Origin of the sequence: Novosphingobium taihuense (assembly GCF_007830315.1) — a bacterium.
GTDB lineage: Bacteria > Pseudomonadota > Alphaproteobacteria > Sphingomonadales > Sphingomonadaceae > Novosphingobium > Novosphingobium taihuense.
This window is the reverse complement of sequence record NZ_VLKJ01000001.1, coordinates 945,561-967,758: the sequence shown is the minus strand read 5'-3', so window position 1 is coordinate 967,758 and position 22,198 is coordinate 945,561. Positions and strand designations below refer to the sequence as shown.

General features: G+C 64.8%; 27 protein-coding genes. 11 read left to right on the top strand and 16 right to left on the bottom strand.

Annotated features, from left to right (window positions below; translation table 11 throughout):
• Window positions 1-4 precede the first annotated feature (4 nt).
• Window positions 5-370 (bottom strand): flagellar hook-basal body complex protein FliE, encoded by a 366-nt coding sequence (fliE, locus tag IQ25_RS04625; RefSeq protein ID WP_144902811.1) that lies wholly within the window; start codon window positions 368-370, stop codon window positions 5-7.
• Window positions 367-1,635 (bottom strand): sigma-54 interaction domain-containing protein, encoded by a 1,269-nt coding sequence (locus tag IQ25_RS04620; protein ID WP_144902808.1) that lies wholly within the window; start codon window positions 1,633-1,635, stop codon window positions 367-369. The genes fliE and IQ25_RS04620 overlap by 4 nt, the downstream gene beginning before the upstream one ends.
• 236 nt (window positions 1,636-1,871) lie before the next feature.
• Here IQ25_RS04620 and IQ25_RS04615 point away from each other — a divergent pair, with 236 nt between their 5' ends.
• On the top strand, window positions 1,872-2,699 hold the full coding sequence (locus IQ25_RS04615; protein WP_144902805.1) for a flagellin N-terminal helical domain-containing protein: 828 nt from the start codon (window positions 1,872-1,874) through the stop codon (window positions 2,697-2,699).
• A 144-nt stretch (window positions 2,700-2,843) separates the two neighbouring features.
• On the opposite strand, the gene IQ25_RS04610 is transcribed toward IQ25_RS04615, so the two are convergent.
• The 14 genes from IQ25_RS04610 to flgB form a co-directional block, all read right to left on the bottom strand.
• Window positions 2,844-4,070 (bottom strand): S8 family serine peptidase, encoded by a 1,227-nt coding sequence (locus tag IQ25_RS04610; protein ID WP_144902802.1) that lies wholly within the window; start codon window positions 4,068-4,070, stop codon window positions 2,844-2,846.
• A 146-nt stretch (window positions 4,071-4,216) separates the two neighbouring features.
• Window positions 4,217-5,056, bottom strand: coding sequence for a flagellar motor protein MotB (locus IQ25_RS04605; RefSeq protein ID WP_144902799.1), 840 nt, complete (start codon window positions 5,054-5,056; stop codon window positions 4,217-4,219).
• 3 nt (window positions 5,057-5,059) lie between these two features.
• Window positions 5,060-5,923, bottom strand: a complete 864-nt coding sequence (gene motA / locus IQ25_RS04600; protein WP_144902797.1) for a flagellar motor stator protein MotA — start codon at window positions 5,921-5,923, stop codon at window positions 5,060-5,062.
• A 30-nt stretch (window positions 5,924-5,953) separates the two neighbouring features.
• Entirely contained in the window at window positions 5,954-6,874 is a 921-nt protein-coding gene (locus IQ25_RS04595) for a flagellin N-terminal helical domain-containing protein (RefSeq protein ID WP_144902794.1), read from the bottom strand.
• 6 nt (window positions 6,875-6,880) lie between these two features.
• Window positions 6,881-8,224: a flagellar hook-associated protein FlgK gene (flgK, locus tag IQ25_RS04590; RefSeq protein WP_144902791.1), complete on the bottom strand. Its 1,344-nt coding sequence runs from the start codon at window positions 8,222-8,224 to the stop codon at window positions 6,881-6,883.
• 3 nt (window positions 8,225-8,227) lie between these two features.
• Window positions 8,228-8,536: a flagellar biosynthesis protein FlgJ gene (locus IQ25_RS04585; protein ID WP_144902788.1), complete on the bottom strand. Its 309-nt coding sequence runs from the start codon at window positions 8,534-8,536 to the stop codon at window positions 8,228-8,230.
• A complete protein-coding gene (locus tag IQ25_RS04580) occupies window positions 8,533-9,633 on the bottom strand; it encodes a flagellar basal body P-ring protein FlgI (protein ID WP_144902785.1) in 1,101 nt (366 codons plus the stop codon). The genes IQ25_RS04585 and IQ25_RS04580 overlap by 4 nt, the downstream gene beginning before the upstream one ends.
• Before the next feature lie 11 nt (window positions 9,634-9,644).
• Complete coding sequence (locus tag IQ25_RS04575; RefSeq protein WP_144902783.1) at window positions 9,645-10,385, bottom strand: flagellar basal body L-ring protein FlgH; 741 nt, start codon at window positions 10,383-10,385, stop codon at window positions 9,645-9,647.
• A 5-nt stretch (window positions 10,386-10,390) separates the two neighbouring features.
• Complete coding sequence (gene flgG, locus IQ25_RS04570) at window positions 10,391-11,179, bottom strand: flagellar basal-body rod protein FlgG (RefSeq protein WP_144902780.1); 789 nt, start codon at window positions 11,177-11,179, stop codon at window positions 10,391-10,393.
• 18 nt (window positions 11,180-11,197) lie between these two features.
• On the bottom strand, window positions 11,198-11,950 hold the full coding sequence (locus tag IQ25_RS04565; protein WP_144902777.1) for a flagellar basal body rod protein FlgF: 753 nt from the start codon (window positions 11,948-11,950) through the stop codon (window positions 11,198-11,200).
• A gap of 28 nt (window positions 11,951-11,978) precedes the next feature.
• Complete coding sequence (locus tag IQ25_RS04560) at window positions 11,979-12,806, bottom strand: flagellar hook-basal body complex protein (protein ID WP_144902775.1); 828 nt, start codon at window positions 12,804-12,806, stop codon at window positions 11,979-11,981.
• Window positions 12,807-12,824: 18 nt separating this feature from the next.
• Entirely contained in the window at window positions 12,825-13,169 is a 345-nt protein-coding gene (locus IQ25_RS04555; RefSeq protein WP_144902772.1) for a flagellar hook assembly protein FlgD, read from the bottom strand.
• Complete coding sequence (flgC, locus tag IQ25_RS04550) at window positions 13,169-13,579, bottom strand: flagellar basal body rod protein FlgC (RefSeq protein ID WP_144902771.1); 411 nt, start codon at window positions 13,577-13,579, stop codon at window positions 13,169-13,171. The genes IQ25_RS04555 and flgC overlap by 1 nt, the downstream gene beginning before the upstream one ends.
• 3 nt (window positions 13,580-13,582) lie before the next feature.
• Window positions 13,583-13,930 (bottom strand): flagellar basal body rod protein FlgB, encoded by a 348-nt coding sequence (gene flgB, locus IQ25_RS04545; RefSeq protein ID WP_144902768.1) that lies wholly within the window; start codon window positions 13,928-13,930, stop codon window positions 13,583-13,585.
• Between the two features lie 207 nt (window positions 13,931-14,137).
• Here flgB and IQ25_RS04540 point away from each other — a divergent pair, with 207 nt between their 5' ends.
• The 10 genes from IQ25_RS04540 to IQ25_RS04495 all read left to right on the top strand — a co-directional run bounded on the left by IQ25_RS04540 (window position 14,138) and on the right by IQ25_RS04495 (window position 22,194).
• Window positions 14,138-14,809 carry a MotA/TolQ/ExbB proton channel family protein gene (locus tag IQ25_RS04540; protein WP_144902766.1) on the top strand — a complete coding sequence of 224 codons (672 nt, stop codon included), beginning with the start codon at window positions 14,138-14,140 and terminating at the stop codon, window positions 14,807-14,809.
• On the top strand, window positions 14,806-15,246 hold the full coding sequence (locus IQ25_RS04535) for a hypothetical protein (RefSeq protein WP_144902763.1): 441 nt from the start codon (window positions 14,806-14,808) through the stop codon (window positions 15,244-15,246). The genes IQ25_RS04540 and IQ25_RS04535 overlap by 4 nt, the downstream gene beginning before the upstream one ends.
• Before the next feature lie 42 nt (window positions 15,247-15,288).
• Window positions 15,289-15,804, top strand: a complete 516-nt coding sequence (locus IQ25_RS04530) for a flagella basal body P-ring formation protein FlgA (protein WP_144902761.1) — start codon at window positions 15,289-15,291, stop codon at window positions 15,802-15,804.
• Window positions 15,805-15,913: 109 nt separating this feature from the next.
• Window positions 15,914-16,213, top strand: coding sequence for a flagellar biosynthesis anti-sigma factor FlgM (flgM, locus tag IQ25_RS04525; protein WP_144902758.1), 300 nt, complete (start codon window positions 15,914-15,916; stop codon window positions 16,211-16,213).
• Window positions 16,213-16,560 carry a flagellar protein FlgN gene (locus IQ25_RS04520; RefSeq protein WP_144902755.1) on the top strand — a complete coding sequence of 116 codons (348 nt, stop codon included), beginning with the start codon at window positions 16,213-16,215 and terminating at the stop codon, window positions 16,558-16,560. Before flgM ends, IQ25_RS04520 begins: the two co-directional genes overlap by 1 nt.
• 83 nt (window positions 16,561-16,643) lie before the next feature.
• On the top strand, window positions 16,644-17,534 hold the full coding sequence (locus IQ25_RS04515; RefSeq protein ID WP_258536944.1) for a transglycosylase SLT domain-containing protein: 891 nt from the start codon (window positions 16,644-16,646) through the stop codon (window positions 17,532-17,534).
• A gap of 3 nt (window positions 17,535-17,537) precedes the next feature.
• Window positions 17,538-19,637: a flagellar biosynthesis protein FlhA gene (locus IQ25_RS04510; RefSeq protein WP_144902752.1), complete on the top strand. Its 2,100-nt coding sequence runs from the start codon at window positions 17,538-17,540 to the stop codon at window positions 19,635-19,637.
• A complete protein-coding gene (locus tag IQ25_RS04505) occupies window positions 19,634-20,368 on the top strand; it encodes a sigma-70 family RNA polymerase sigma factor (protein ID WP_144902750.1) in 735 nt (244 codons plus the stop codon). The genes IQ25_RS04510 and IQ25_RS04505 overlap by 4 nt, the downstream gene beginning before the upstream one ends.
• A gap of 66 nt (window positions 20,369-20,434) precedes the next feature.
• Window positions 20,435-21,415 (top strand): NAD(P)H-dependent flavin oxidoreductase, encoded by a 981-nt coding sequence (locus tag IQ25_RS04500; RefSeq protein ID WP_144902747.1) that lies wholly within the window; start codon window positions 20,435-20,437, stop codon window positions 21,413-21,415.
• The gene (locus IQ25_RS04495) at window positions 21,412-22,194 is read left to right on the top strand and encodes an SDR family oxidoreductase (RefSeq protein WP_144902744.1); all 783 of its coding nucleotides are present in this window, start codon (window positions 21,412-21,414) and stop codon (window positions 22,192-22,194) included. The genes IQ25_RS04500 and IQ25_RS04495 overlap by 4 nt, the downstream gene beginning before the upstream one ends.
• Window positions 22,195-22,198: the final 4 nt, after the last annotated feature.

Genomic DNA, 22,198 nt, shown 5'->3' with positions numbered 1-22,198 from the left:
TCAATCACACTCCCATCCGCATGATGTCCTGGTACGCGGTCAGCAGCTTGTTGCGGACCTGCAGCGTAGCCTCGAAGGCAACGCCTGATTCCTGCCGGGCAAGCATGACCTTGGCGATGTCGATGGTCTCGCCGCGCTCGTACGCCTCGGTGATCGCGCTGGCCTTCTGCTGGCTGGCATTCACGTTATCGAGCGCGCCCTTGAGGCTCTCGGTGAAGCTTCCGGCCGGGCCGCTGGTTGCGCTCGTCGAAGTTGCGGTCTCGGGCGCCTTGACCTGCTGGAGCAGCTGCGAGCGCTCCATGATCTGCTGGCGCAGTGCCATGATGTCCTGGATGCCGGAGGCCCGGCCACCGATGCCGGAGACGCTCATCGCCTGCCACCCACTGCACGGCCGTTCACTTCGATCCCGGCATCACGAAAGCTGGCAAGGCGATAGCGCAAGGTCCGCTCGGAAATGCCAAGCTGGCGTGCGGCAGCAACGCGGCTGCCGTTGCAGGCTTCCAGCGTCGAGAGGATCGCCTTCGCTTCCGACATCTGGACGATGTTGGACAGGGTGGCATCGCCCGTCACGACAGGGGCCGCTGGCTCGTTGATGAGGCGGGCGGGCCGGTCGAACACGATGTGCTCCGCGCCGATCACCGCAGCGTTGCCCGCAAGGACAAGGGCGCGGCGCATCACGTTCTCCAGCTCGCGCACGTTGCCGGGCCAGGAGTGGCCGCAGAGCATCGACAGCGCCTCGTCCGAGATCCACGGGCTGGTGGCCGAGTGACGCAGCGCCATGGCAAAGGCCAGCGGGGCAATATCCTCGGGCCGTTCGCACAGCGCGCGCAGGGTGAGGGGGAATACGTTGAGGCGATAGTAGAGGTCAGCCCGGAAGCGGCCTTCCTCGACCTCGAGCGGCAGATCGCGGTTGGCGCAGGCGATCACGCGGACGTCGACCTTGATCGGCTTGGTCGCGCCCAGCGGCACGACTTCGCCTTCCTGCAGCGCACGCAGCAGCTTGGCCTGAAGGGTGATCGGCATTTCGGCGATCTCGTCGAGCAGCAGAGTGCCGCCGTCAGCCGCGCGGAAGAAGCCTTCGCTCGCGGCATTGGCGCCAGTGAACGCCCCCTTCTGGTGGCCGAACAGCAGCGCTTCGAGCATGGCTTCGGGCATGGCGGCGCAATTGATCGCAACGAAGGGCTTGTCCTTGCGAGCCGAGCGTTCGTGGATGAAGCGGCTGAGCACTTCCTTGCCGGTGCCGGTGGGGCCGTTGATCAGGACCGGGATCTCGCTGGCGGCAATGCGCGTGGCAAGGGCAAGGACGGACAGGCTCTCGGGATCGGCCGCAATCGGCGCGCCGGGGCGGGCCGCGCAGGCTAGCAGTGCGGCCAATGCGGCTTCGCCCGCGCCGTCGGCGTAGCGCAGGCAAGCAATGCGGCTTCCGGCCTGACGCTCGATCGAGGGCACTTCCGACCGTTCCAGCAGGACCACCGGCTTGCGAGGCGCAAGGCTGGCGTTCTCGAAGGCATCGGCCAGCATGGCATCGCCGGGCTCGCCATAGCTCGACAGCACTGCCGCCGCGCGCTGGACCAGCGCAGGATGGGCTTTCGCCGCCGCTTCCGTGAACTGCAGTGCTCCGCAATCGCGAATCATTTCAAGACCCCTGTTAACCATCCTGTCTGGGACCTTCTTTCGCGCGGGACCGACAAACAGGTTGAAACTTTAAGGGGTCGGGTAACCCTAAGTGCCAGTACTTAGGTGCGGCAGTCTTTTGCCGGGGGGTGGCTTAAAACCGGCTGCACTTTGCCGGTCTTTGTTCCGACAGCCGTGTCGATCCTCTGACCGGCGGTCCTATCGGGAACGACACACCACCTACCGGAGAATGGAAAATGGCGGTTATCAATACAAACATCAGTGCCTTGAAGGCGACGAACTCGTCGAACATGGCCAACAAGATGCTCGGCACGGCGATGGAACGCCTGTCGACCGGCAAGCGCATCAATGGCGCCAAGGACGACGCAGCGGGTCTTGCCATTGCCACGAGCATGACGGCCCAGATCAAGGGTATGAATCAGGGCGTTCGTAACTCGAACGACGGCATTTCGCTGGCACAGACCGCAGAAGGCGCGCTGAACGAAGTGTCGAACATGCTCCAGCGCGTTCGTGAACTGGCCGTGCAGTCGGCTTCGGGCACCTATCAGGACGCCACCGACCGTGCCTACATGCAGACGGAAGTTGACGAGCTGACCGCGCAGATGGGCCAGATCATCGACAACACCAAATTCAACGGTGTGCAGCTGTTCGATGGCTCGGTTGCGACCGTGACGGTGCAGACCGGTGCAAACGGTTCGGACACCGTGGACATCACCATGGCCGACCTTACCACGCTGTCGGCTAACGGCGGTGCTGCCGGGTCTTACGATGTCTCCTCGGCAACCTCGGCAAACGGTCTGCTCGCAACGCTCGACACCGAACTGGACTCGATCTCGAGCTCGCGTGCAACGCTCGGTGCCGGCATGAACCGCCTGGAATCGGTGGTGAACAACCTCAACGACAACATCACCAACCTGTCGGATGCCCGTTCGCGCATTCAGGACACCGACTACTCGACCGAAACCACGCAGATGGCGAAGGCCCAGATCCTTTCGCAGGCCTCGACCGCGATGATCGCACAGGCCAACCAGAGCCAGCAGAACGTGCTGTCGCTGCTGCGTTAAGGCATGAGATACGCCTGTCTCCACCAGGCGTGATCACGAGCCCGGCGGCCCACCCCAGGCCGCCGGGTCTTCGTGCGTTCTCCGGTACAGAAGAAGGGCGGCACCTTGCGGGGCCGCCCTTCGCATTTCTGGAGATGGGCGGGTTTACTTCACGCCGACCGGGAAACGGACGCCATTGGGCGCTGCCGTCGAAAGCCGACCATCGCTGCGCGGGCCACCGATGAGCACGAGCCCGGCAAGGTGCGGCGTCGCCATCGAGGTGCCCGAGATCGTGTTGTATCCGCCATTGAGCCAAGTCGAGAGGATCGAGACGCCGGGTTCGGCAAAGTCCACCGGATCGTTGATCACCGAGTAGTTCGAGAAGCTCGCGAAGGTATCGGAGCTGTTCACTGCCGCCACTGTGTAGATATAGGCCCCGTCTGCGCGTGCGGGTGAATGGTTGTTGGCATCGTCGGTCTCGTTCCCGGCGGCCAGAGCAAAGATGACCTTGCTGCTGTTCGAGGCGTTGATTACCGCCGTATCGAGGGCATCGGACACCGGCCCGCCAAGGCTCATGTTGGCGACGTCACCCAGCTTGCCGACCGATGCCACGTAGTCGACCCCTGCGATCACGTCCGAATAAGCCCCGCTGCCACGACGGTCGAGTACGCGCACGGCAACGACCTTCGCCCCTGCCGCGACCCCGACGACGCCCGTCCCGTTCAGCTTGGCGGCAATCGTTCCAGCGACATGCGTGCCGTGGCCGTTGAGGTCATTCGGCGAGGTTTCTCGCGCCACGAAGTTGCGGCTCAGCGCGGTATCGACGTTGAGGTCCGGATGCGTCAGGAAGATGCCGCTGTCGATCACGAAGGCGCGGCCAGTTCCGGTGTAGGCCGCTCCACCGCCAACGCGCGTGATGCCCGCAGGCGTGCTTTCGGTGGTCGATCCGCCGCCGCCGCCGGGCCGGGCCAGCGCGTTGATCGGATCAATCACCGTCGCGATCTGGTCAGCCTCGCAATATTCGATATTGGGATTGTGTGCGGCGACTGCCTGGGCACCCTGCGCCGGCAGGTTGATCGAGAAGCCTTGCAGGGCATGACTATAGACGTGGCCAATTCTGCCGCCGGCCTTGCCGACAACCCGGTTCGCCTCGGCCTTTTCCGCACCCGGAGCGACGCTCCCCTTCTTGAAGACGCAGATCCAGCTGTCCGGGATGGCCGATCCCGCAGCTGCAGCCATGGTCGGCTTTGCCGATGCGGCGACGCTGGCGCTCGACGTGGCGGGGAGGAGGACAGTGCTTGATCCTGCCGACTTTCCGCCTCCGGCAGCGGCGAGCACGATTCCTGCCAGTGCCACCGCCGAAACGGTAGCCAAAGCTGCAAACTTCCTCATCTTGTCTCAACTCCCTGTCTCAAACCTTTGCGGATCGTGACCGACGCACGACGCACCCCGCAATGACAGGAAGCTGCAGTGAAGAGGTTGCACTTGCAACCAGAACTTTCACCAATATTTCATGATGATGTCATTTTGTTGCTTGATCAGCCAGTAATCAGAATGGACATGCGCCGGTTGCGCGGGTCGGCCGGGTTGTTCTGCACCAGCGGCTCGCGGTCAGCCACGCCCTCGATGCGGCGGAACCGCGTTTCGCCGATGCCCTGTCGCATCAGGGCCTGCCGCGTCGATTCGGCCCGTCCGGCCGAGAGTGACCAGTTGTTGGCGACGCCGTTCTTCCACGGCAGCGAGTCGGTGTGGCCGCGGATGGTCAGCTGCGTCGGATCGGGCGCGATAGCCTGACCGATCGCGCGCAGCAGTTCTGCGGCATCCGGTGTCAGCACAGTGGTGCCGAGCAGGAACATCGAGAAGTCGGCATCGTCGACCAGATCGAGGCGAACGCCTTCGGGCGTTTCGGTCATGCGCACTTGCCGTGCCAGCTTCTTGAGCTTTTCCGACTGGGCGAGCTTCTGCGCGATCCGCTCCTTCATCACCTGCGAACGCTTGATCTTGCTGCCGCCTTCCTTCGGGCCGCCAGTCGCATCACGCGGGATCGAGAGAGTCTTGTTGCCGGTCTGCCCGGCACGGTGGGGGTAATCGTCGGCGTCGGTCAGCGAGGAGCCTCCGAGCACGCCATAGCCGCCCGCGCTGCCCTGCCTCACCTTGACGAGCGTGGGCGTAAAGTAGTCGGCGATGCCCTTGCGCTGCTTCTCCGTGGTTGCGCCGAGCAGCCACATCAGCAGGAAGAACGCCATCATCGCGGTCACGAAGTCGGCATAGGCAACCTTCCACGCGCCGCCATGGTGGCCACCTGCGACGACCGTGATCTTCTTGACGATGATGGGTCTGGGCGGCTCGTTCTTGCCCTTGGCCGGTGCCTTGGCCATGGCTTATCGTCCGCGCAACGCGTCGAGCAGTTCCGACAGGCCGGGACGGAAGGCATGGCCAAGCCCCGAACGCGCGCTTTCCACGACCAGCGGCTGCGGCCAGCCGTGCAGGCTCGCGATGATCACCTGCTTGACCGCCTGGAAGATCATCTCGTCCTGTTCGAGCACCTGCTTCAGGCGTCCCGCGATCGGTCCAACGATACCATAGGCAAGCAGAATGCCGAGGAATGTGCCGACGAGGGCCGAACCGATCATTGCGCCAAGGATCGATGGTGGCTTGTCGATGGACCCCATGGTCTTCACCACGCCAAGCACGGCCGCAACGATGCCGAGAGCAGGCAGCGCGTCAGCAAGACCCTGAATGGCATGCTGAGCCTCGCCCGACTCATGGAAGTGTGTCTTCATCGCGTGATCCATCACTTCTTCCACCGCGTGCACTTCCAGCGTGCCGGACGACACCACGATCAGCGTAAGTGTATCGCAAATGAGCGAGGTGAGAGCGGAATTGGCCAGCAGTCGCGGATACTCTGCGAAGATCGGCGAGTTCTTTGGATCGGTGACGTGGCTTTCCAGAGCAACCGGTCCATCGCTGCGCAGGATTTTCATCAGTTTGGTGCACAGGACGATGACGTCGACGTGATCCTGCTTGTTATGCTTGGGTCCCTTGAACGTCTTTGTGAATCCTGCACCGATGCCTTTCAGTTCGTGCATCGAATTGCCTGTCACGACCGCACCGACGGCGGCCCCGCCGATGATCAGCATCTCGTGCGGAAGTGCGTGCAGGACCGGCCCAAGGTCACCACCGGTAATGGCAAAGCCGCCAAAGACCATGGCAAGCAGGATGACGATGCCGACAATCACGAACATGGAAAAGATCCCCGGTGGGCGCGGTCGCGCTCAGTTGAGCACGCTGAAGAGCGAGAGGTTGGCGAGCCTGGAAAAGCTGGCCTGGCTGGCCTGCAGCACCAGCATGGTGTTCTGCAGGCGGGCGATGGATTCGGTGAGGTCCGCACCGCCGACTTCGGTCTTCTCGTTGGTGCGCATCTCCGAAAGCGACGTGCGGCGTTCGGTATTGAGATCGATCCAGTTGAGACGCGAGCCGACCACTGTCTGTGCGGTGGTGATCGAATTGAGGCTGTCGTTCAGGGCGGTGAGCGCAGCGTTGGCCGTGGCCGCGCCGCCCGTGCCGGACTTCAGGTCGTCGGCAAGGGCCTTGGTCATGGCCAGCAGATCGACGGTCGCGCCGCCGGACTGAAACTTGAGAAACTCCGGCCCTGTCACCCCGCGCGAGACCGACTGGCCACCGCCCAGCGAAATCACGCCCGCAGCGCCGGTCCCGGCATAAGTCGCATTGCCCGCTGCATCGAGCGTGTAGGCATCCGCTGCGCTCTCGCCCCCGAACAGGGCATTGCCGTTGCCGTCGCGCGCGTTGGCAAGCGCGACGAGGTTGTCACGGATCTGCGCCACTTCCTCGCCGATGCCCGCGCGCTGGCTGGTGCTCAGCGTAGAAGACGCGGCCTGCGTCGTCAGCTCCTGCAGGCGTGTGACGAAGTTGGCGAACTGCGACAGGGCATTGTCGGTCAGGTTGAGATCGGTCGACGCGCGGTTGGTGGCGGCGGTGTCGATGTCGTCGAACACGTCCGCGCGGGCCAGCTGGCGAAGGCGCGAAGCGGCGACCGGATCGTCGGAGGACCGCTGCAGGCGTTCCCCGCTCGACATCTCGGCCTGCGTCTCTTCCGCCTGCTTGCGCAGGGCGGTCAGGTCCATCAGGGACCTTTCGAAGAATGCGCTGGTCGATGTGCCGAAGATCGTGCTCATGACGTATTACCTGATTCCCAGAAGGGTGTCGAAGATATCGGATGCTACCTGCATGACCTTTCCGGACGCCTGAAAGGCCTGCTGGAATCTTACTAGGTTGACCGCTTCCTGATCGAGATCGACGCCCGATTGGGCCGAAAGCGCGACCTTTGCGGTGTCGGCAATGGTCTGGAGCGCGCCGAGCGTGACGTTGCGACCGGCCAGCGTGCCCGAGACGTCGAACAGGATCTCGTCCATCGTACCCGAAGGGTTGACCCCGGCAAGCGCACTGCGGATCGCGGTGAGGTTGGTGGCATCGCGGCTGCCTGCCGTCGTGCTGCTGGCAGGCGCGGTGGCAATCTTGCGCCCGTCCTCAACGGCAAGGGCCATGGTAGCAGCACTTGTGCCCGAGAAGATCGGCACGCCGATCGCATTGTCGAGATCGCGGCCGCCGGTCTGTGCGCCGTTGAAGGCCTCGACGATATCCCCCGCGAGCGTGTCGATGTCGGTCTTGAGCTGCGCGCCCTTGGCAAGCGCGAGTTGCTGTCCTGCCAGCGATCCGCCTGCGAGAGTTAGCGCGTTGCTTCCGAGAGTGTAGCTTACGGTGCCATCAGTTGGAGATGTGGCGATGCCCACGGTTGCGGCAGCATTGCCGGTCACCAGATCCTGGCCACCGCTGCCGCCGATCTTTACCGCAACCTGGCCATCGGTGGAGAACTCGGTCGCAATGTTGGCATAGCCGCTAAGTTCCTCGAGCAGCTTGTCGCGCTGGTCGAGCAGGGCGGTCTGGTCGCTGCTGGCGTCGGAGGCGCGGGCGAGGCGGGTGTTGGTGCGCGCCAGCTCCTGCGCAATGCGGTTGACCTGCGTCACGCCATCAGTGGCAAGGAAGCGCAGCCCATCGGCCGCCGCGTCCATTTCCTGCGAGGCGATCTGGAACGTGCCGACCATTGTCCGCGCCTTCTCGATCACCGAGGCGCGCAAGCTGGTATCGGTCGGGTTCTGGGTCAGTTGCTGCAGCGACGATTCAAAGCCGACGATTGCATCATAGACGCCCGATTGCTCGATGGCGGATTCGATGTTCTCGAGCCCTGAAGCCTCCGCGCTCGCCCGCGCCAGGTCCGAACCCGTGCGGCGCACTTCGGCCTGGCGGAAGGCATCGGCATTGCGCACGATGCCATCGAGCCGCACGCCCGAAAGCGAGAGGTCGCCGATGCGGTAGGCGCCCCCGGTCGACGCCACTTCGCGGAATGAGGCGGAACGCCGGACGTAACCGGTGGACGAGGCATTGGCGATGTTCTGAGCGGTTACGTCGAGCCCGATGCGGGCAGCCTGCACGCCGCTGCGGCCAATCGAGAGGAGATCGGACGCCATGGCTTATGCGCCTCCCTCGGTGCCGTCAGCGGGAAGCAGCGCGGCAAGGTGGTTCTCGATCTGCCGGGCAAAACCCAGCGCGCCGGTTTGCGAAGCGATCTCGGCAAAGCGGTCATCGCGCATCTGCACGAATGTCTGGTCCATCTTGCCGAAGACGTCATCGTCGCCGAAATTGCTGGCACGTGCTGCCGAAAGCATCTGTCTGATGAAGATTGCCTCGAACTGCTTTGCCGCGCCCGAAAGCTTCTCGCGCTCGGTCTGCGCCTTGGGCGTGAGCGAAAGGGTGGGCTGAGAGGTGGAGATCGCGGTCATATCACCACCATCTCCGCCTTCAGCGCGCCAGCCTGCTTCAGCGCCTCGAGGATCGCGACGAGGTCCGAAGGGCTGGTGCCGAGCTTGTTCAGCGCATCGACCAGCGAGGACAGCGAAGCCCCCGGCTTGAACAGCGCAACCTTGGCTTCCTTTTCCTCGGCCGCGATCTGGCTGTTGGGCACCACGGCTGTCTGGCCCCGGCTGAATGGCGCGGGCTGCGAGACTTGTGGCTTCTCGTCGATCTTCACCACCAGCTTGCCATGGCTGATCGCAGCGGGCGAAAGGCGCACTGCGTTGTTGATCACCACCGTGCCGGTGCGGCTGTTGACGATCACCTTGGCGGCAGTTTCTGCCGGGATAACCTCGATCATCTCGATCGCGGCCATGGACGTGGCGCGGCTGTCGGCGCCTGCGGGCAGGCGCAGCGCCAGCGTCACACCATCCTCGATCGTTGCCGACTGCGGGAAGCGCGCGTTGATCGCATCGCGCACGCGCTGGGCGGTCATGAAATCGGCGTCGAACAGGTTCCAACGCAGCAATTCGCCGCTGTCGAACCCGGTGGCGACTGCGCGTTCCACGCTGGCCCCTTCGGCGATACGGCCCACGGTCGGCACGTTGACGGTCAACTGCGAGCCATCGCGCGCCGCGATGCCAAGGCCGCCGACTGCAAGATTGCCCTGCGCCATCGCGTAGATCTGTCCGTCCGCCCCATAGAGCGGCGCAAGGATCAGCGCCCCGCCGCGCAGGGACTTGGCCTTGCCGATGGTCGAGACGGTCACGTCGATTCGCTGGCCGGGTTTGGCAAAGGCAGGAAGCTCGGCCGTTATCAGTACTGCCGCGGCATTCTTGAGGCCGGGCGAGATCCCAGTGGGCAACTGCACGCCGAGGCGCCCGGCAGTGCCTTTCATCGCCTGCGTCAGGTATTCGAGATTGTCGTCACCCGTTCCGGCAAGACCCACCACAACACCGTAGCCAGTGAGCTGGTTGGCGCGCACGCCCTGGAATTCGCCAAGATCGCGCACGCGTTCTGCCATGGCGGGCACGGGCAGGGCTGCCGCGAAGGCTGCAAGAACAGGAAGGATGAACCGGACCAGCATTGCATCAACCTTCAGAAGGGCGAGATCGCGTTGAAGAACTTCGAGAGCCAGCCTTCGCGGCTTGCCCGGCCGACCGAACCGTTGCCGGTGTATTCGACCCGCGCATCCGCGACCTGGCTGGAAAGGATACGGTTCTCCTGATCGATGTCGCCAAGGCGCACGATCCCCGAAAACTGTACCCATTCCTGTCCCTGGCTCAGCATCATGCGCTTTTCCCCGCGCACCAGTGCCGTGCCGTTGGACCTCACTTCCGCGATCGTCACCGCAACCTCGCCGGCAAGCGTGCTCGTCTGCGAGGCATTGCCCTGACCATTGAACGACGATCCGCCCGAAGCATTAAGGGCCGTGGGCTTGATGAACGAGAGCGGCCCGGTGGTTGGCGGCGTGACCGAGAACTGTCCGGACTTCTGTGTCTTGGCCCCGGCGGTCTTGGCAGTGGTCATGTTCTCGACCAGCGTGACCGTAATGAGATCGCCCACCGCATGGGCTCGGCGGCCTTCGACAAAGCCAGTATATCCAGCACTGACGTTGAATATGGAGCCCGCGGTCGGCGCAGCCGTCTGGACTGGAAGCGGCGGGGCGACGACCGGTTCGAAGCCCTTCTTGGGTCTGGCAGCAGCGGCCGGGTCCATGCCGAACACGACAAAGGCTGCGACGATCGAACCGGCAAGGATAGCGCGAACGGCAGTCTTGCGACGCCGCGGGCTTTCGTTGCGTTCCGGGGTGAAGTGGTGGTCGAAGGGCGTTTCCATGGTGATCACAGCGTCTGGTTTGCGTTCTGGAGCATGTCATCGACGGCGGAGATCATCTTGGAATTGATCTCGTAGGCGCGCTGGCATTCGATCATGTCGACCAGTTCCTCGACGACATTGACGTTCGAGCCTTCGAGGTAACCCTGCTGGATCTTTCCGCGCCCAAGTTCCCCGGGAACGCCGACCTGCGCCGCGCCTGATGCTGCAGTTTCCTGCAGGAAGTTGTCGCCCATCGAGCGCAGGCCGCCGGGGTTGGCGAAACTGGCGACGGTGATCTGGCCGAGCTGTGCAGGCTCGTTCTGTCCTGCGATTGTGGCTGAAACGGTGCCGTCGTTGGCAATGGTGATGGCGCTCGCGCCTTCCGGAATGGTGATCGCCGGGTTCAGCGGATAGCCCTGCGCGGTCACCAGCACGCCCTCGGCCGAGCGGGAGAAGTTGCCTGCGCGGGTATAGGCAAGCTGGCCCCCCGGCATCGTCACCTGGAAGTAGCCCTCGCCATCCAGCGCGAGGTCCAGCGCATTGCTCGTGCTCTGCAGCGTGCCCTGGCTGTCGATGCGGGTGGTCGCCTGCACGGCAACGCCGGTGCCGAGGTTCAGGCCAGTGGCATAGGCCGTCTCGTTCGAGGACTGCTGCCCGGCCACGCGCGCGTCCTGATAAGCCAGCGTCGCGAAGTTGGCGCGGTCGCGCTTGAAGCCGGTGGTGCCGACGTTGGCGAGGTTGTTGGCGATCACGCGCATCCGCGTGTCCTGCGCTTCAAGACCGGTGCGGGCGACGTGTAGGGCTGAGCTGGGCATGTTCGGTTACCTTTGCGATCAGGAAATGCGCATCAGCGATGCGCTGGATTCGTCGACTTCCTTGGCCTGGCTGACGACCTTGGTGCGCATGTCGAACAGGCGCTGGGCTTCGACCATCTCGACGAGAATGCGGGTGGGATCGACGTTGGACTGTTCAAGACTGCCGACCATCAGCTTGGCCTCTTCATCCTGTGGCAGGATGCCGGGTTGGCCGTCTTGCCCTGCCACGCGGAACAGGCCGTCGAGGCCCTTTTCGATCTTGCTGCCGGTGGTCGAGGCGATCTTGATGCGCCCGACCAGCTGGGGAGGCTGGTCGGGCGCTTCGGGATTGGCGACGGACACGCCGCCATCGGGGGAAATCGTGACCTTGGAGCCAAGCGGAACCGTGATCGGACCGTTCTCGCCGATGACCGGACGGGCATCGCCGTTTTCCAGCACGCCGCCTGCGCTCACCGCCAGATCGCCGCGCCGCGAATAGACCTCGCTGCCGTCCTCGGCCTGAAGGCTGAGCATCGTATCGCCGGTAAGGGCCACGTCGAGCGGCTTGCCGGTGGAGATCAGCGTGCCCTGCGCCATCGACGATCCGCGCACTTCGCCATCGGTCATGGCCCGCGCCTCCAGGCTCGGGCCTTTCAGCGTCATCGGCGTGGCCGTGAGCATCTCGGCACGGAAGCCGATCGTCTGCGCGTTCGCCATGTTGCTGGCGATCACGCGCTGGCGCACGGTCGAACCGGTCATGCCGGAATAGGCGGTGTAGATAAGGCGGTCCATCGATCAGGCTCCGTCATCATGCGAAGGATCAGGTCTGCAGCTGGATCACGGTCTGCGAGATCTGCGTGGCGGTATCGATTGCCTTGGCGTTGGCCTGGAAGTTGCGCTGCGCAGTGATCAGGCTGACCAGTTCCTCGGCAATGTCGACGTTCGAGCGTTCCAGCGCGCCGGACAGCAGCGAGCCATACTGGCCGGTGCTGGGTTGGCCGTAGTTCGGCGCACCCGAAATGCCGGTGGTCACCCAGTTCGACGAGCCGACCTGCTTGAGACCCTGCGGAGCAATGAAGCTGGCCAGCGCCACCTTGCCGATGATCACGTTCGAACCATCGGCGTAGGAAGCCGTCACCGCACCATCGTCGCCCACGGTGATCCCGGCGAACTCGATCGGATTGCCGCTGGCGTCGGTGCCGTTGGAAGCCGGGATCAGTGCATCGGCTGGCGTGGTCGAAGTGATCGTGCCGACTGTATCGGTCGGGAAGACCTGCAGGCGATTACCCGAACCGTCGCTGATATAGCCCGCGCCGTCCACCGTCAGGCTGCCGTTGCGGGTGAACAGGGTCTGGCCCGTCACGACGTTCTTGGTGGTGAAAAAACCGTCGCCGTTGATTGCGAGGTCGAGCGCCGAACCCGTCTGTTCGATCGGACCCAGAGCGAAGTTCTGGCTGATCGATTCCACTGCAGCGCCAATCCCGACGACCAGCTTGGGGTTGGTGAAGGCGCTGCCGACGACGATGTCGGCAAACTCGGTGCGGCTCTTCTTGAAGCCGGTGGTCTCGGCGTTGGCGATGTTGTGGCTGATCACGCCAAGGTCGGTCTGGGCGTTCTTCAGGCCGTTGAGCGAGGTATAGAAGGACATGCGTGTCTCCTGCGTGGCTTAGGCGGTGGTCGAGGTCGAAGTGGGCTGGCTGGCAAGCAGTCGCGCCACCGTGCTGTTGAGCGTGTCGAGCTTGGTCGAGATCGCCGAGAGCGTGTCTGCCTGCTTGTCCGTTCCGCTCAGCGAATCCTTGATGTCGTTGAGGTTTGACAGCGAGGAGAACTGTGCCAGCTGGGCAAGCATCTGGGTGTTGTCGACCGGCTCGGTCGGGTCCTGGTTCTGCAACTGCGTGGTCAGCAGCTTGACGAAGTCCTCGGCGCCCATTGCGCCCCAACCCTGTCCGGACTTGGACGACGTGGTGGCGCCATTGACGCCGGTGGTGGAAGTGACGGAAGCGACTGACATTATTTCATCCTCATCGTTTCGAGCATGAGCTGCTTTGCGGTCTGCATCGCCTCGACCACGTTCTGGTACTGGCGGGAGCTTTCGAGCATCTCGACCATCTCGGCGTTCTCATCGACCGGGGCAGTCCAGACATCGCCGTTGGCATCGGCGAGCGGGTGGCCCGGATCGTGCTGGCGAATGGGCGTTGCGTCCGAGCGCTTCACGGCGGCGACGCGCACCGTCGAAAGGCCGTTCGCCTGATCGAGCTGTTCGGCAAAGACCGGGCGCAAGGGGCGATAGGCTTCCTGCTCGGTCGTGGTGACGGTCCCGGCGTTGGCGAGGTTCGACGCGGCGGCATTCATCCGCACGAGCTGCGCCGACATTGCCCGGCCGGTGACCTGGAACAGAGTGAGGGGATTGCTGCCGGCCATGGCTTACTCTCCCCGGATGGCGCGGGTGATCGTCTCGACCCGGCCCTTGAGAAAGTTGAGCGTGGCAGAATAGCCGACCGCGTTTTCGGCAAACGCGGTCTGCTCGGTCGACATCTCCACCGTGTTGCCATCGAGGCTCGGCATCACCGGCACGCGGTAGCGCGTGGCAGAGGCAATCGCCTTGTCCTCGCTCATCCCGGCGCTGCGCGCCTTCAACGCGGCAGCGAAGTCGATGTCCTTGGCCTTGAAGCCGGGCGTTGCGGCATTGGCGATGTTCGAAGTCAGCAGGCCCATGCGCTGGGACCGCAGTTCCAGCGCCGCGCCGTGGATGCCGAAGAGGGACTCGCTCATGTGGTATGCCTTCACTGGCTGACGGATTGCTGCCGGTGTTTCAGCAAGCACCGTGCCAATCGCGCAAAAGCGGGGTTTCCGACGCCATGTGCAGCCTCGAGCGGCAAAGTCTTGCCGGTCGGCGGCAGATTGCAGGCACAAATCGGCAGGAGGCACTGAAAAAGCCGGTTGCCGTGCCGTCCTGATCCCTGAGGAGAACCCCGGCCAATGCCATCCGCACCGCTGTTCGACGGACTGTCTCTTGGCATCGTGCTGGGCGGGACGGCGCTTGCCACCGTGCTGCGCTCCGGTCGGCAGGAGCTGAACGTGACCATGCGCGCTCTCGCAGGGCTTTTCGCCGCGCGCTTCTCTGCCACAAAGGCCAAGGCCGATCTGGCCTCGCAAGTCTCTGCCATTTGCCGTGACGGCATCCTGCGCGCGCGATCAGGCCCCATCGGCGACAGAGAGTTCGACGATGCGACCGATGCACTTGTCCGCTCCCGCTCGCTCGACGTGCTGATCGAACGTCACCACACCCACCGCCGCGCCCGCCTTGCCGCTGCCGACACGGCCGTGCGCACGCTCGCCCAGGCGGCAGAGCTGGGACCGGTGTTCGGCATGGTCGGGACGCTCGTCTCGCTCAGTCGCCTGCCCACGACCGGGCTCGATCAGGGCGCACTCAACGCCACGGTTGCCATGGCGGTCATGACCACGCTCTATGGCCTGCTGCTCGCCAATCTCGTGCTCGCCCCGCTCGCCCGCGCGGTGGAGCGGCGCTCGCAGGATGAGGAGCGCCAGAGGCAGGACGTGATCGAATGGCTTTCCGGACAGCTTGAACCGGCGCTGTCGGCCCATGCACCTGTCCATCGCCTGCATCCACGCGGGAGGGCCGCCGGGTGATCGTGCGCGCCGGGACAGGCTGGCAATATGCAATTGCCGACCTTTCGCTGATCCTCTTTCTCGTCACGGCCTCCGCCCTTGCCCATGCTGGCAACGGGAAGCCTGCCGCATCTCCGACCCCGCCTCCTGCGCCCGTGACAGCCGCGATCGACAGCGAGCCAGTCGCTGTCTGGAGCCCGGGTCCCCAAGCGCCCTCGCTGGCGGCATGGCTCGCGCAAGTGGGCGATGACCCCCGGCTCGAAGTGCGTATCGTAGTCCGCTATGCCAGCGGCGCGCGTGCGGCTGCGATAGCGCAGGCGGTGGATCTGGCCGCAGAGGGTGGTGCCCGTGCCGCCCGCGCGCGCATTCTCGTCGAGCCCGGCGAGCGTGCCGGGGCCAGCGTAGCGCTGGTCTATTCGCGCGAGGCATTGGCGGGACAAGGCGCTCTGGCACGATGATTGCTGGGTGGGGGTATTGCACTCTCTTCGCGGATGCCCTCGATGACCAGACCCTTGCCTTTCGTCCTGTCCGTCCTGATCGCGGCTTCCTCCGCGCAGGCGCAGACTTCGCCGTTCCATGACCTCGTCACCATCGACCGCGAAGTCGCCGCGTTTCTCGGCGCCGGGATCGGTGAGGCAGGCGGCGCGACCTTGCCGGTCGACCGCCGTTTGCGGCTGTCTGCCTGCCGGTCACAGCTTTCGCTTGGCTGGCAGGGCGCGCGTCAGGATACCGTGCTGGTCCAGTGTCCGGATGTCGGCGGCTGGCGGCTGTTCGTTGCCGTTGGCGGCATGAACCGGCAAGGCGCTGCCGCTACGCCTGCCGCTGCGCCAGCTGTTGCCCGTGGCGATGCCCTGACGATTGCTGTGGCAGGAGAAGGCTTCTCCGTCAGCCAGGCGGGCGAGGCCATGGAAGCCGGACCCATTGGTGGCTGGATCCGGGTGCGCACCAGCGCCCGAGCCACACCGATCCGCGCCCGGATCGAGCGCCCCGGCCTCGTCGTCGTTCCGGTCGACTGACTGCGGCCTGGGCCGGTTTTTCACAAACCGGCAAAATTTTTCCGCATCCGCCCTTAACGCATCGGCAAGACCACCGTTCTTGTCCGTATCAAACGCTAGGAGCGGTACCATGTCACCAATTGAAATCGGTGCATCGCGCCCGGTTGGGCCGGTGCAGGTCAGTACGCCGAAGTCTGCCAAGGCGGCCTCGACTGCCTCTGTCGTCGACACTGCAACGGTTGCGGATACCGGTGCAGCGGCACAGGTCGAGAAGTCCAGCGCACTCGATGCAGGGCAGTCTGCCCCCGTCGACCCGGAACGCGTGAAGGACATCCGTCATGCGATCGAGACCGGCACGTACCCGATCATTCCCGCCAAGATTGCCGATGCGATCATCGCTGCCGGCATGCTGCTGAGGACTGCCCAGTAATGGCAACTTCCACCGTCGCTCGCCCTTCGGACCTTCGCGACACGCTTCGGCAGATGCTTGCCGTCCTGCAAGAGGAACGGCACGCGCTTGCAGGCCTTGATCTCGACATGATCATGGGTTGTGCATCGAACAAGGCGGACCTTTGCGGCACCTTGGCCGATGTCGATCATGCCTTGGTCGACGAGGAATGCCGGGGCCTGCTCGATGCTGCACGCCGCCAGAACGAGGCCAATCGCAAGGTGCGCAACCTGATCGCGGCCAATGTTTCGGCGCGGCTCGATGCGCTGTCCGGAACGGCCCCGCTCTATCGCGCGAACGCCCAGGTCCACCGCCTGCGTACGGCTTGATTACCCGGCAGTGCCCAAGTTGGCACGGGCCTTGCTGAACACCTCCCGTCACGCCGCAAGCCTGCGGCCGGAAGGAATGTTCAGTGAGTTCAGCCGACGCTTTTGCCTTGCCCGGTTCCCCGGCCGCCACGAGCGGAGCCGGGGCGAGCGTGCGTGGCGCGATTGCCGGAGCCGCGCAGGCCACCGGCACCGACTTCGCCTATCTGATGGCGCAGGCCAAACTCGAATCCAGCCTCGATCCCTCGGCCCGCTCGCGCACGTCGAGCGCTTCGGGTCTTTACCAGTTCACCAGCGGCACCTGGCTGCGCACGCTCGAGAAGCACGGGGCCGAACACGGCCTTGGCTGGGCCAGTGACATGATCCGCAGCGGCGCGGCGAACGATCCTTCCGCCCGCGCCCAGCTGCTCGCGCTACGCTTCGATCCGCAAGTAGCCGCAACGATGGCTGGTGAGCTGGCAGGCGACAACGGCGATTACCTCTCTAGCGTGCTCGGCCGCCAGCCAGACCATGCCGAGCTTTATCTGGCACACTTCTTCGGGGCCGAAGGAGCCGGGCGCTTCCTTACCGCGCTCGGCAGCGATCCCTCGCAAAGCGCCGCCGCGCTGCTGCCATCCGCTGCCTCAGCCAACCGCTCCACGTTCTACGACCGCAGCGGCAATCCCCGCTCGGTCAGCGAGGTGATGAACGTCATCCGCACGCGCATGGCTGGTGCCAGCGAAGGTGCGACTGGCGACGAAGCGTTGCAATGGGCCGCCAGCATGGGCGTCACGCCTGCGACTGCGCAGCAGCAATCCACAGGCGGACCCATCGCCCGTGAGTTCCAGAGCGCAGCGGCAAGCACCGGCAATCCGGTGCCGCAACCGGCAAGCTCGATGGCCGACACCTTGCGCCAGGCCTTCGCCCTCAACGATGGCAGCAATGTCCCCGCCCACGTCCGGCAGGCCTATGGCCGCCTTTCGGCACTGGGGCTCTAAGCCATGCTGAAGCGCTTTGGCTCGCCCGCCGCGATGGCCTTGCCCGGCGGCATTCTCATGCTGATCGTGCTTATGGTCGTGCCGATCCCGGCCGTCCTGCTCGACGTGTTCTTCGTCCTCAACATCGCGCTTTCGGTCGCGATCCTGATGGCTGCGATGAACGCGGAAAAGCCGCTCGATTTCTCCTCTTTCCCCTCGGTCCTGCTCTTCGCCACGCTGCTGCGCCTCGCGCTCAACGTTGCCTCCACCCGCATCGTGCTGGTCAACGGCCACGAGGGCGGCGCGGCGGCAGGCCACGTGATCGAGGCCTTCGGCGCGTTCCTGATCGGCGGCAACTTCGCGGTCGGCCTGTTCGTGTTCATGATCCTGATGATCATCAACATGGTCGTCGTCACCAAGGGCGCGGGCCGCGTCTCGGAAGTCTCCGCGCGCTTCACCCTCGATGCCTTGCCCGGCAAGCAGATGGCGATCGACTCCGACCTCGCCGCAGGCCTGCTCACGGCCGAAGAAGCCAAGGCCCGGCGCCGCGAAGTTGCGACCGAGGCAGACTTCTACGGCTCGATGGACGGTTCGTCCAAGTTCGTGAAGGGCGATGCCATTGCCGCCCTGCTGATCCTTGGCGTCAACATCATCGCGGGCTTCTGCCTCGGCATGATCAGCCACGGGTTGACCGCGTCTCAGGCGGCCGAGTTCTACATCACGCTCGCCATCGGTGACGCCCTGGTGGCGCAAGTCCCCTCGCTGCTCCTGTCCATCGCTGCCGCCGTGATCGTCACCCGCGTCTCCGACAGCCGCGACCTGACCGGGCAGATCAGCGGCCAGTTTGCCAACCCCGCGATCTGGCTCCCCGTGGCCGTGATCCTCGGCGCTATCGGCGCGATCCCGGCCATGCCGCAGATCGTGTTCCTCCCCGCCGCTGGGCTTGCAGGCTGGCTGTGGTGGACTCTCAAGAAGCGCGCCGACCGTCCGGCCCCTGTCGCGGTCGTGGCACCCGAACCGATCGATCCGAACCGCATCACGCTTGAAGAAGTCAGCGATCACACCCTCGTCACGATCGAGATGGGCTATGGCCTGATCCACCTGGTTGACGAGCGTCGCGGCTCCCCGCTCGTCGCCCGCCTCACCGGGGTGCGCAAGCAACTCAGCCAGGCCTTCGGCTTCATCGTCCCGCAGTTCCGCGTGCGCGATTCTCTGGAGCTTGGGGCCAATTCCTATCGCATTCTTCTGGGCGGCGTGCCGGTGGGCATCGCGGACATGCGCCCCGACAAGATCCTTGCCATCGATGCAGGTGAGGCCAGCCCCGACCACGGACTGCGCGGCGAGACCACCCGCGATCCCAGCTTCGGCTGCCCTGCGATCTGGATCGAACCGGCGCAGCGCGATCTGGCCATCGCCGAGGGTTTCCTCACTGTCGATGCCAGCACCGTCGTCGCCACACATCTCAATCAGGTTCTGGGCGACCGGCCTTCCGCGCTGCTCGGGCCTGACGAAGTCAAGGCGATCCTCGAAGCGGTCAAGGAACGTGCCGCCGGACTGGTCGAGACGATCCACCCGCAGCCGATGTCGCTTGGCGCGCTCACCCGCCTGTTCCACGCCCTGCTAGATGATGGAATCTCCATCGCCCACCCGCTGCCGATCCTTTCCGCGCTGAGCGAGGCGCTGCAGCAGACCAACGACCATGACCGTCTGGTCGATCTCCTGCGCGCAGATCTTGGGGCCATGATCGTCGGACGCATCTGCGGTCCTGACGAGTGCCTGCCCGTTGTCACGCTCGAGGCCGGGCTCGAACAGATGATCGTTGGCGGGATGCACGATCCGGCCACCGGCCAGCCCGTGATCGAACCCGATCTCGCACGCGGCATTGGCGAGCGGATCTCTGCCCTGATCGCCGAGCGTGGCCCCGCCGCTCCACCTGTTGCCCTGATCGTCCAGCCCCGCGCCCGCCGTCCGCTCGCAGCCCTGCTGCGTCTGCGCGCGCCCAACTGCCTCGTCATGTCGATTTCCGAACTGCCACCGTCGCAGCCGATCGAGGTCATCTCGGTCATCGGCGGCGAAGCGCCACCCCCCGTCCATCACGAAATCCCTGAGGGACTTGCTGCATGAAACACGATCATCGCGGTTTCGCCGCCGCCCGCGCCTATGCGCAGAACGAGGCCGCCGACCGCATCCGCCGCTTCCTGCCGATGGTGAAGCGCCTTGCGTGGCACGTCCACGGCTCGGGCCGCGCCGGGATTGAGGTCGAGGATCTGGTTCAGGCCGGGCTCGTCGCACTGACCGAATGCGCCCAGCGCCACGACGGTCCCACCGAGGACGGCTTTGCCGCCTACGCCAAGCTGCGCGTGCGTGGGGCGATGGTCGATCTTGTCCGCCGCTCCACCCCGCTTTCGCGCTCGGCAACAGAACGCCGCCGTCTCCTGCGTGAGAAGACCACGGCCCTGACGAACGATCTCGGCCGTCCCCCCAACGACGACGAGCTTGCCGCCGCCATGGGCCTGACGCCGCGCGAGCTGGCCGACCAGAACGCGGCAGACCAGCCCTTGCGCTTCGAAGCCATCGACGATGCCTACTCGGACAGCAACGCCGCCTTCGCCGACGATCGCCCCGATGCCTTCGCGATGCTCGCCGATTCCGAAATGCGCAGCGCGGTCGCCTCGGCCATCGCTGATCTGCCCGAGCGCCTGCAGATGATCATCCAGCTCTATTTCGTCGAGGAACTCAATCTTGCCGAAATCGCCGAGGTGCTTGGCGTCAGCATCCCCCGCGTGCACCAGCTGAAGGCGCAGGCACTCGACAAGCTGCGGTCGGCGCTGGGCGAGGGCTACGATATTCTCTGACCCCGCTTGCCAAGCTTCCCGAGTCAGTTTAACCGATCAGTTAAACGCAGTTAGGGAGTGGCAAGAATGGCAATCCGTACACGCATCACCGAGATGCTCGGCATCGAGCACCCGATCGTGCAGGGCGGCATGATGAATGTTGGCTATGCGGAACTCGCCAGCGCGGTTTCGAACGCGGGCGGCCTCGGCATCATCACCGCGCTGACCCAGCCGACTCCGCAAGCCCTGCGTGACGAGATCGAGCGCACCAAGGCGATGACGTCAAGGCCATTCGGCGTGAACATGACGATCTTCCCCACCGTCAACTCGCCCGACTACAAGGCCTATGCCCAGGCGATCATCGATGGCGGGGTCAAGATTGTCGAGACGGCAGGCACCCAGGCCGTGCGCGAGATCTGGGAGATGCTCAAGCCGCACGGCGTCACGATCCTGCATAAGTGCACCGCCGTTCGCCACGCACTCTCGGCTGAACGCGCCGGGTGCGATATCATCTCGATCGACGGCTTCGAATGCGCCGGTCACCCCGGCGAGGACGACATTCCCGGCCTGATCCTGATCCCTGCCGCCGCGGACAAGGTCAAGATCCCGATGCTCGCCAGCGGCGGCTTCGGCGACGGGCGCGGCCTTGTCGCGGCGCTTTCGCTCGGCGCCGAAGGCATCAACATGGGCACCCGCTTCTGCGCCACGGTCGAAGCGCCGATCCACGACAACGTGAAGCAGGCCTATATCGACAATGACGAGCGCGGCAGCTTCCTGATCTTCCGCAACTTCAAGAACACTGCCCGCGTCGGCCGCAGCGAAGTTTCCGAAGAAGTCGTCCGCCGCCTGTCGAAGCCTGATGCCGTGTTCGAGGATGTGCGCGAACTCGTTGCAGGTACGGCGGGCAAGGAACTTCTCCAGACTGGCGATCTTACCAAGGGCGTGTTCTGGGCCGGTATGGTGCAGGGCCTGATCCACGATATCCCCACCTGCCAGCAACTGATCGACCGCATCGTCGGCGATGCCGAAGCCATCATCCGCGGGCGTCTCGGGGGCCTGATCGTATGAGGATCGACAACACCTTAAGCGCCGTCGTCACCGGCGGCGCTTCGGGCCTCGGCCGCGCCACGGCGGAGGCGCTGGCGGCGGCAGGTGCGAAAGTCGCGATCTTCGACGTCAACGAGGAGCAGGGCGAGGCCGTGGCGAAGGCCATCGGCGGCATGTTCTGCAAGGTCGACATCACTTCCGAAGAGTCCGTCGTCGCAGGCTTCGCCAAGGCGCGCGCCGTCCACGGGCAGGAGCGCGTCTGCGTCCACTGCGCGATGACCCACCGCAAGGGCAAGACCGTCAGCCGCAACCGTGAGACCGGGGAGTTCACCCGGCTCTCGACCGAAGACTATGAATACGCCGCGCAAGGCATCCTGGTCGCCAGCTACCGCGTCGCCTCGCTCTCGGCGCTCGGCATGGCCAGCCTTGATCCGCTCGAAGACGGCGAGCGTGGCACGATCATCCTCACCGCCTCTGTCGCTGCGCAGGACGCGCAGATCGGGCAGGTAGCCTATGGCTCGCTCAAGGCGGGCGTAAACGGCCTCGTCCTGCCGATGGCGCGTGACCTGATGGACCTCGGTATCCGCGTCAACGCGATCATGCCGGGCATCTTCGGCACCCCGCTATTGGGCCGCCTGCCGGACAAGGTGCTCGACAGCCTCAATGCTTCGGTTCCGTTCCCCAAGCGCCTCGGCAAGCCCGAGGAGTTCGCCAGCCTTGCCATGGAACTGGTCCGCAACAGCTATTTCAACGGCCAGGCGATCCGTCTCGATGGCGCGATCCGCATGGCCCCCCGGTGAGGAT

Bases quoted from the DNA above. Each gene is read 5' to 3' on its own strand.
- IQ25_RS04585 (WP_144902788.1), bottom strand. From the start codon at position 8,536: ATGACCGCGATCTCCACCTCTCAGCCCACCCTTTCGCTCACGCCCAAG.
- IQ25_RS04580 (WP_144902785.1), bottom strand. From the start codon at position 9,633: ATGCTGGTCCGGTTCATCCTTCCTGTTCTTGCAGCCTTCGCGGCAGCC.
- flgM (WP_144902758.1), top strand. From the start codon at position 15,914: ATGTCACCAATTGAAATCGGTGCATCGCGCCCGGTTGGGCCGGTGCAG.
- IQ25_RS04605 (WP_144902799.1), bottom strand. From the start codon at position 5,056: ATGGCCAAGGCACCGGCCAAGGGCAAGAACGAGCCGCCCAGACCCATC.
- IQ25_RS04505 (WP_144902750.1), top strand. From the start codon at position 19,634: ATGAAACACGATCATCGCGGTTTCGCCGCCGCCCGCGCCTATGCGCAG.
- IQ25_RS04530 (WP_144902761.1), top strand. From the start codon at position 15,289: ATGACCAGACCCTTGCCTTTCGTCCTGTCCGTCCTGATCGCGGCTTCC.
- IQ25_RS04495 (WP_144902744.1), top strand. From the start codon at position 21,412: ATGAGGATCGACAACACCTTAAGCGCCGTCGTCACCGGCGGCGCTTCG.
- IQ25_RS04520 (WP_144902755.1), top strand. From the start codon at position 16,213: ATGGCAACTTCCACCGTCGCTCGCCCTTCGGACCTTCGCGACACGCTT.
- flgK (WP_144902791.1), bottom strand. From the start codon at position 8,224: ATGGCGTCCGATCTCCTCTCGATTGGCCGCAGCGGCGTGCAGGCTGCC.
- IQ25_RS04500 (WP_144902747.1), top strand. From the start codon at position 20,435: ATGGCAATCCGTACACGCATCACCGAGATGCTCGGCATCGAGCACCCG.
- IQ25_RS04595 (WP_144902794.1), bottom strand. From the start codon at position 6,874: ATGAGCACGATCTTCGGCACATCGACCAGCGCATTCTTCGAAAGGTCC.
- IQ25_RS04615 (WP_144902805.1), top strand. From the start codon at position 1,872: ATGGCGGTTATCAATACAAACATCAGTGCCTTGAAGGCGACGAACTCG.
- motA (WP_144902797.1), bottom strand. From the start codon at position 5,923: ATGTTCGTGATTGTCGGCATCGTCATCCTGCTTGCCATGGTCTTTGGC.
- IQ25_RS04540 (WP_144902766.1), top strand. From the start codon at position 14,138: ATGCCATCCGCACCGCTGTTCGACGGACTGTCTCTTGGCATCGTGCTG.
- IQ25_RS04610 (WP_144902802.1), bottom strand. From the start codon at position 4,070: ATGAGGAAGTTTGCAGCTTTGGCTACCGTTTCGGCGGTGGCACTGGCA.
- flgC (WP_144902771.1), bottom strand. From the start codon at position 13,579: ATGGCCGGCAGCAATCCCCTCACTCTGTTCCAGGTCACCGGCCGGGCA.
- IQ25_RS04565 (WP_144902777.1), bottom strand. From the start codon at position 11,950: ATGGACCGCCTTATCTACACCGCCTATTCCGGCATGACCGGTTCGACC.
- IQ25_RS04620 (WP_144902808.1), bottom strand. From the start codon at position 1,635: ATGATTCGCGATTGCGGAGCACTGCAGTTCACGGAAGCGGCGGCGAAA.
- IQ25_RS04560 (WP_144902775.1), bottom strand. From the start codon at position 12,806: ATGTCCTTCTATACCTCGCTCAACGGCCTGAAGAACGCCCAGACCGAC.
- IQ25_RS04575 (WP_144902783.1), bottom strand. From the start codon at position 10,385: ATGGAAACGCCCTTCGACCACCACTTCACCCCGGAACGCAACGAAAGC.
- fliE (WP_144902811.1), bottom strand. From the start codon at position 370: ATGAGCGTCTCCGGCATCGGTGGCCGGGCCTCCGGCATCCAGGACATC.
- IQ25_RS04510 (WP_144902752.1), top strand. From the start codon at position 17,538: ATGCTGAAGCGCTTTGGCTCGCCCGCCGCGATGGCCTTGCCCGGCGGC.
- flgB (WP_144902768.1), bottom strand. From the start codon at position 13,930: ATGAGCGAGTCCCTCTTCGGCATCCACGGCGCGGCGCTGGAACTGCGG.
- IQ25_RS04555 (WP_144902772.1), bottom strand. From the start codon at position 13,169: ATGTCAGTCGCTTCCGTCACTTCCACCACCGGCGTCAATGGCGCCACC.
- flgG (WP_144902780.1), bottom strand. From the start codon at position 11,179: ATGCCCAGCTCAGCCCTACACGTCGCCCGCACCGGTCTTGAAGCGCAG.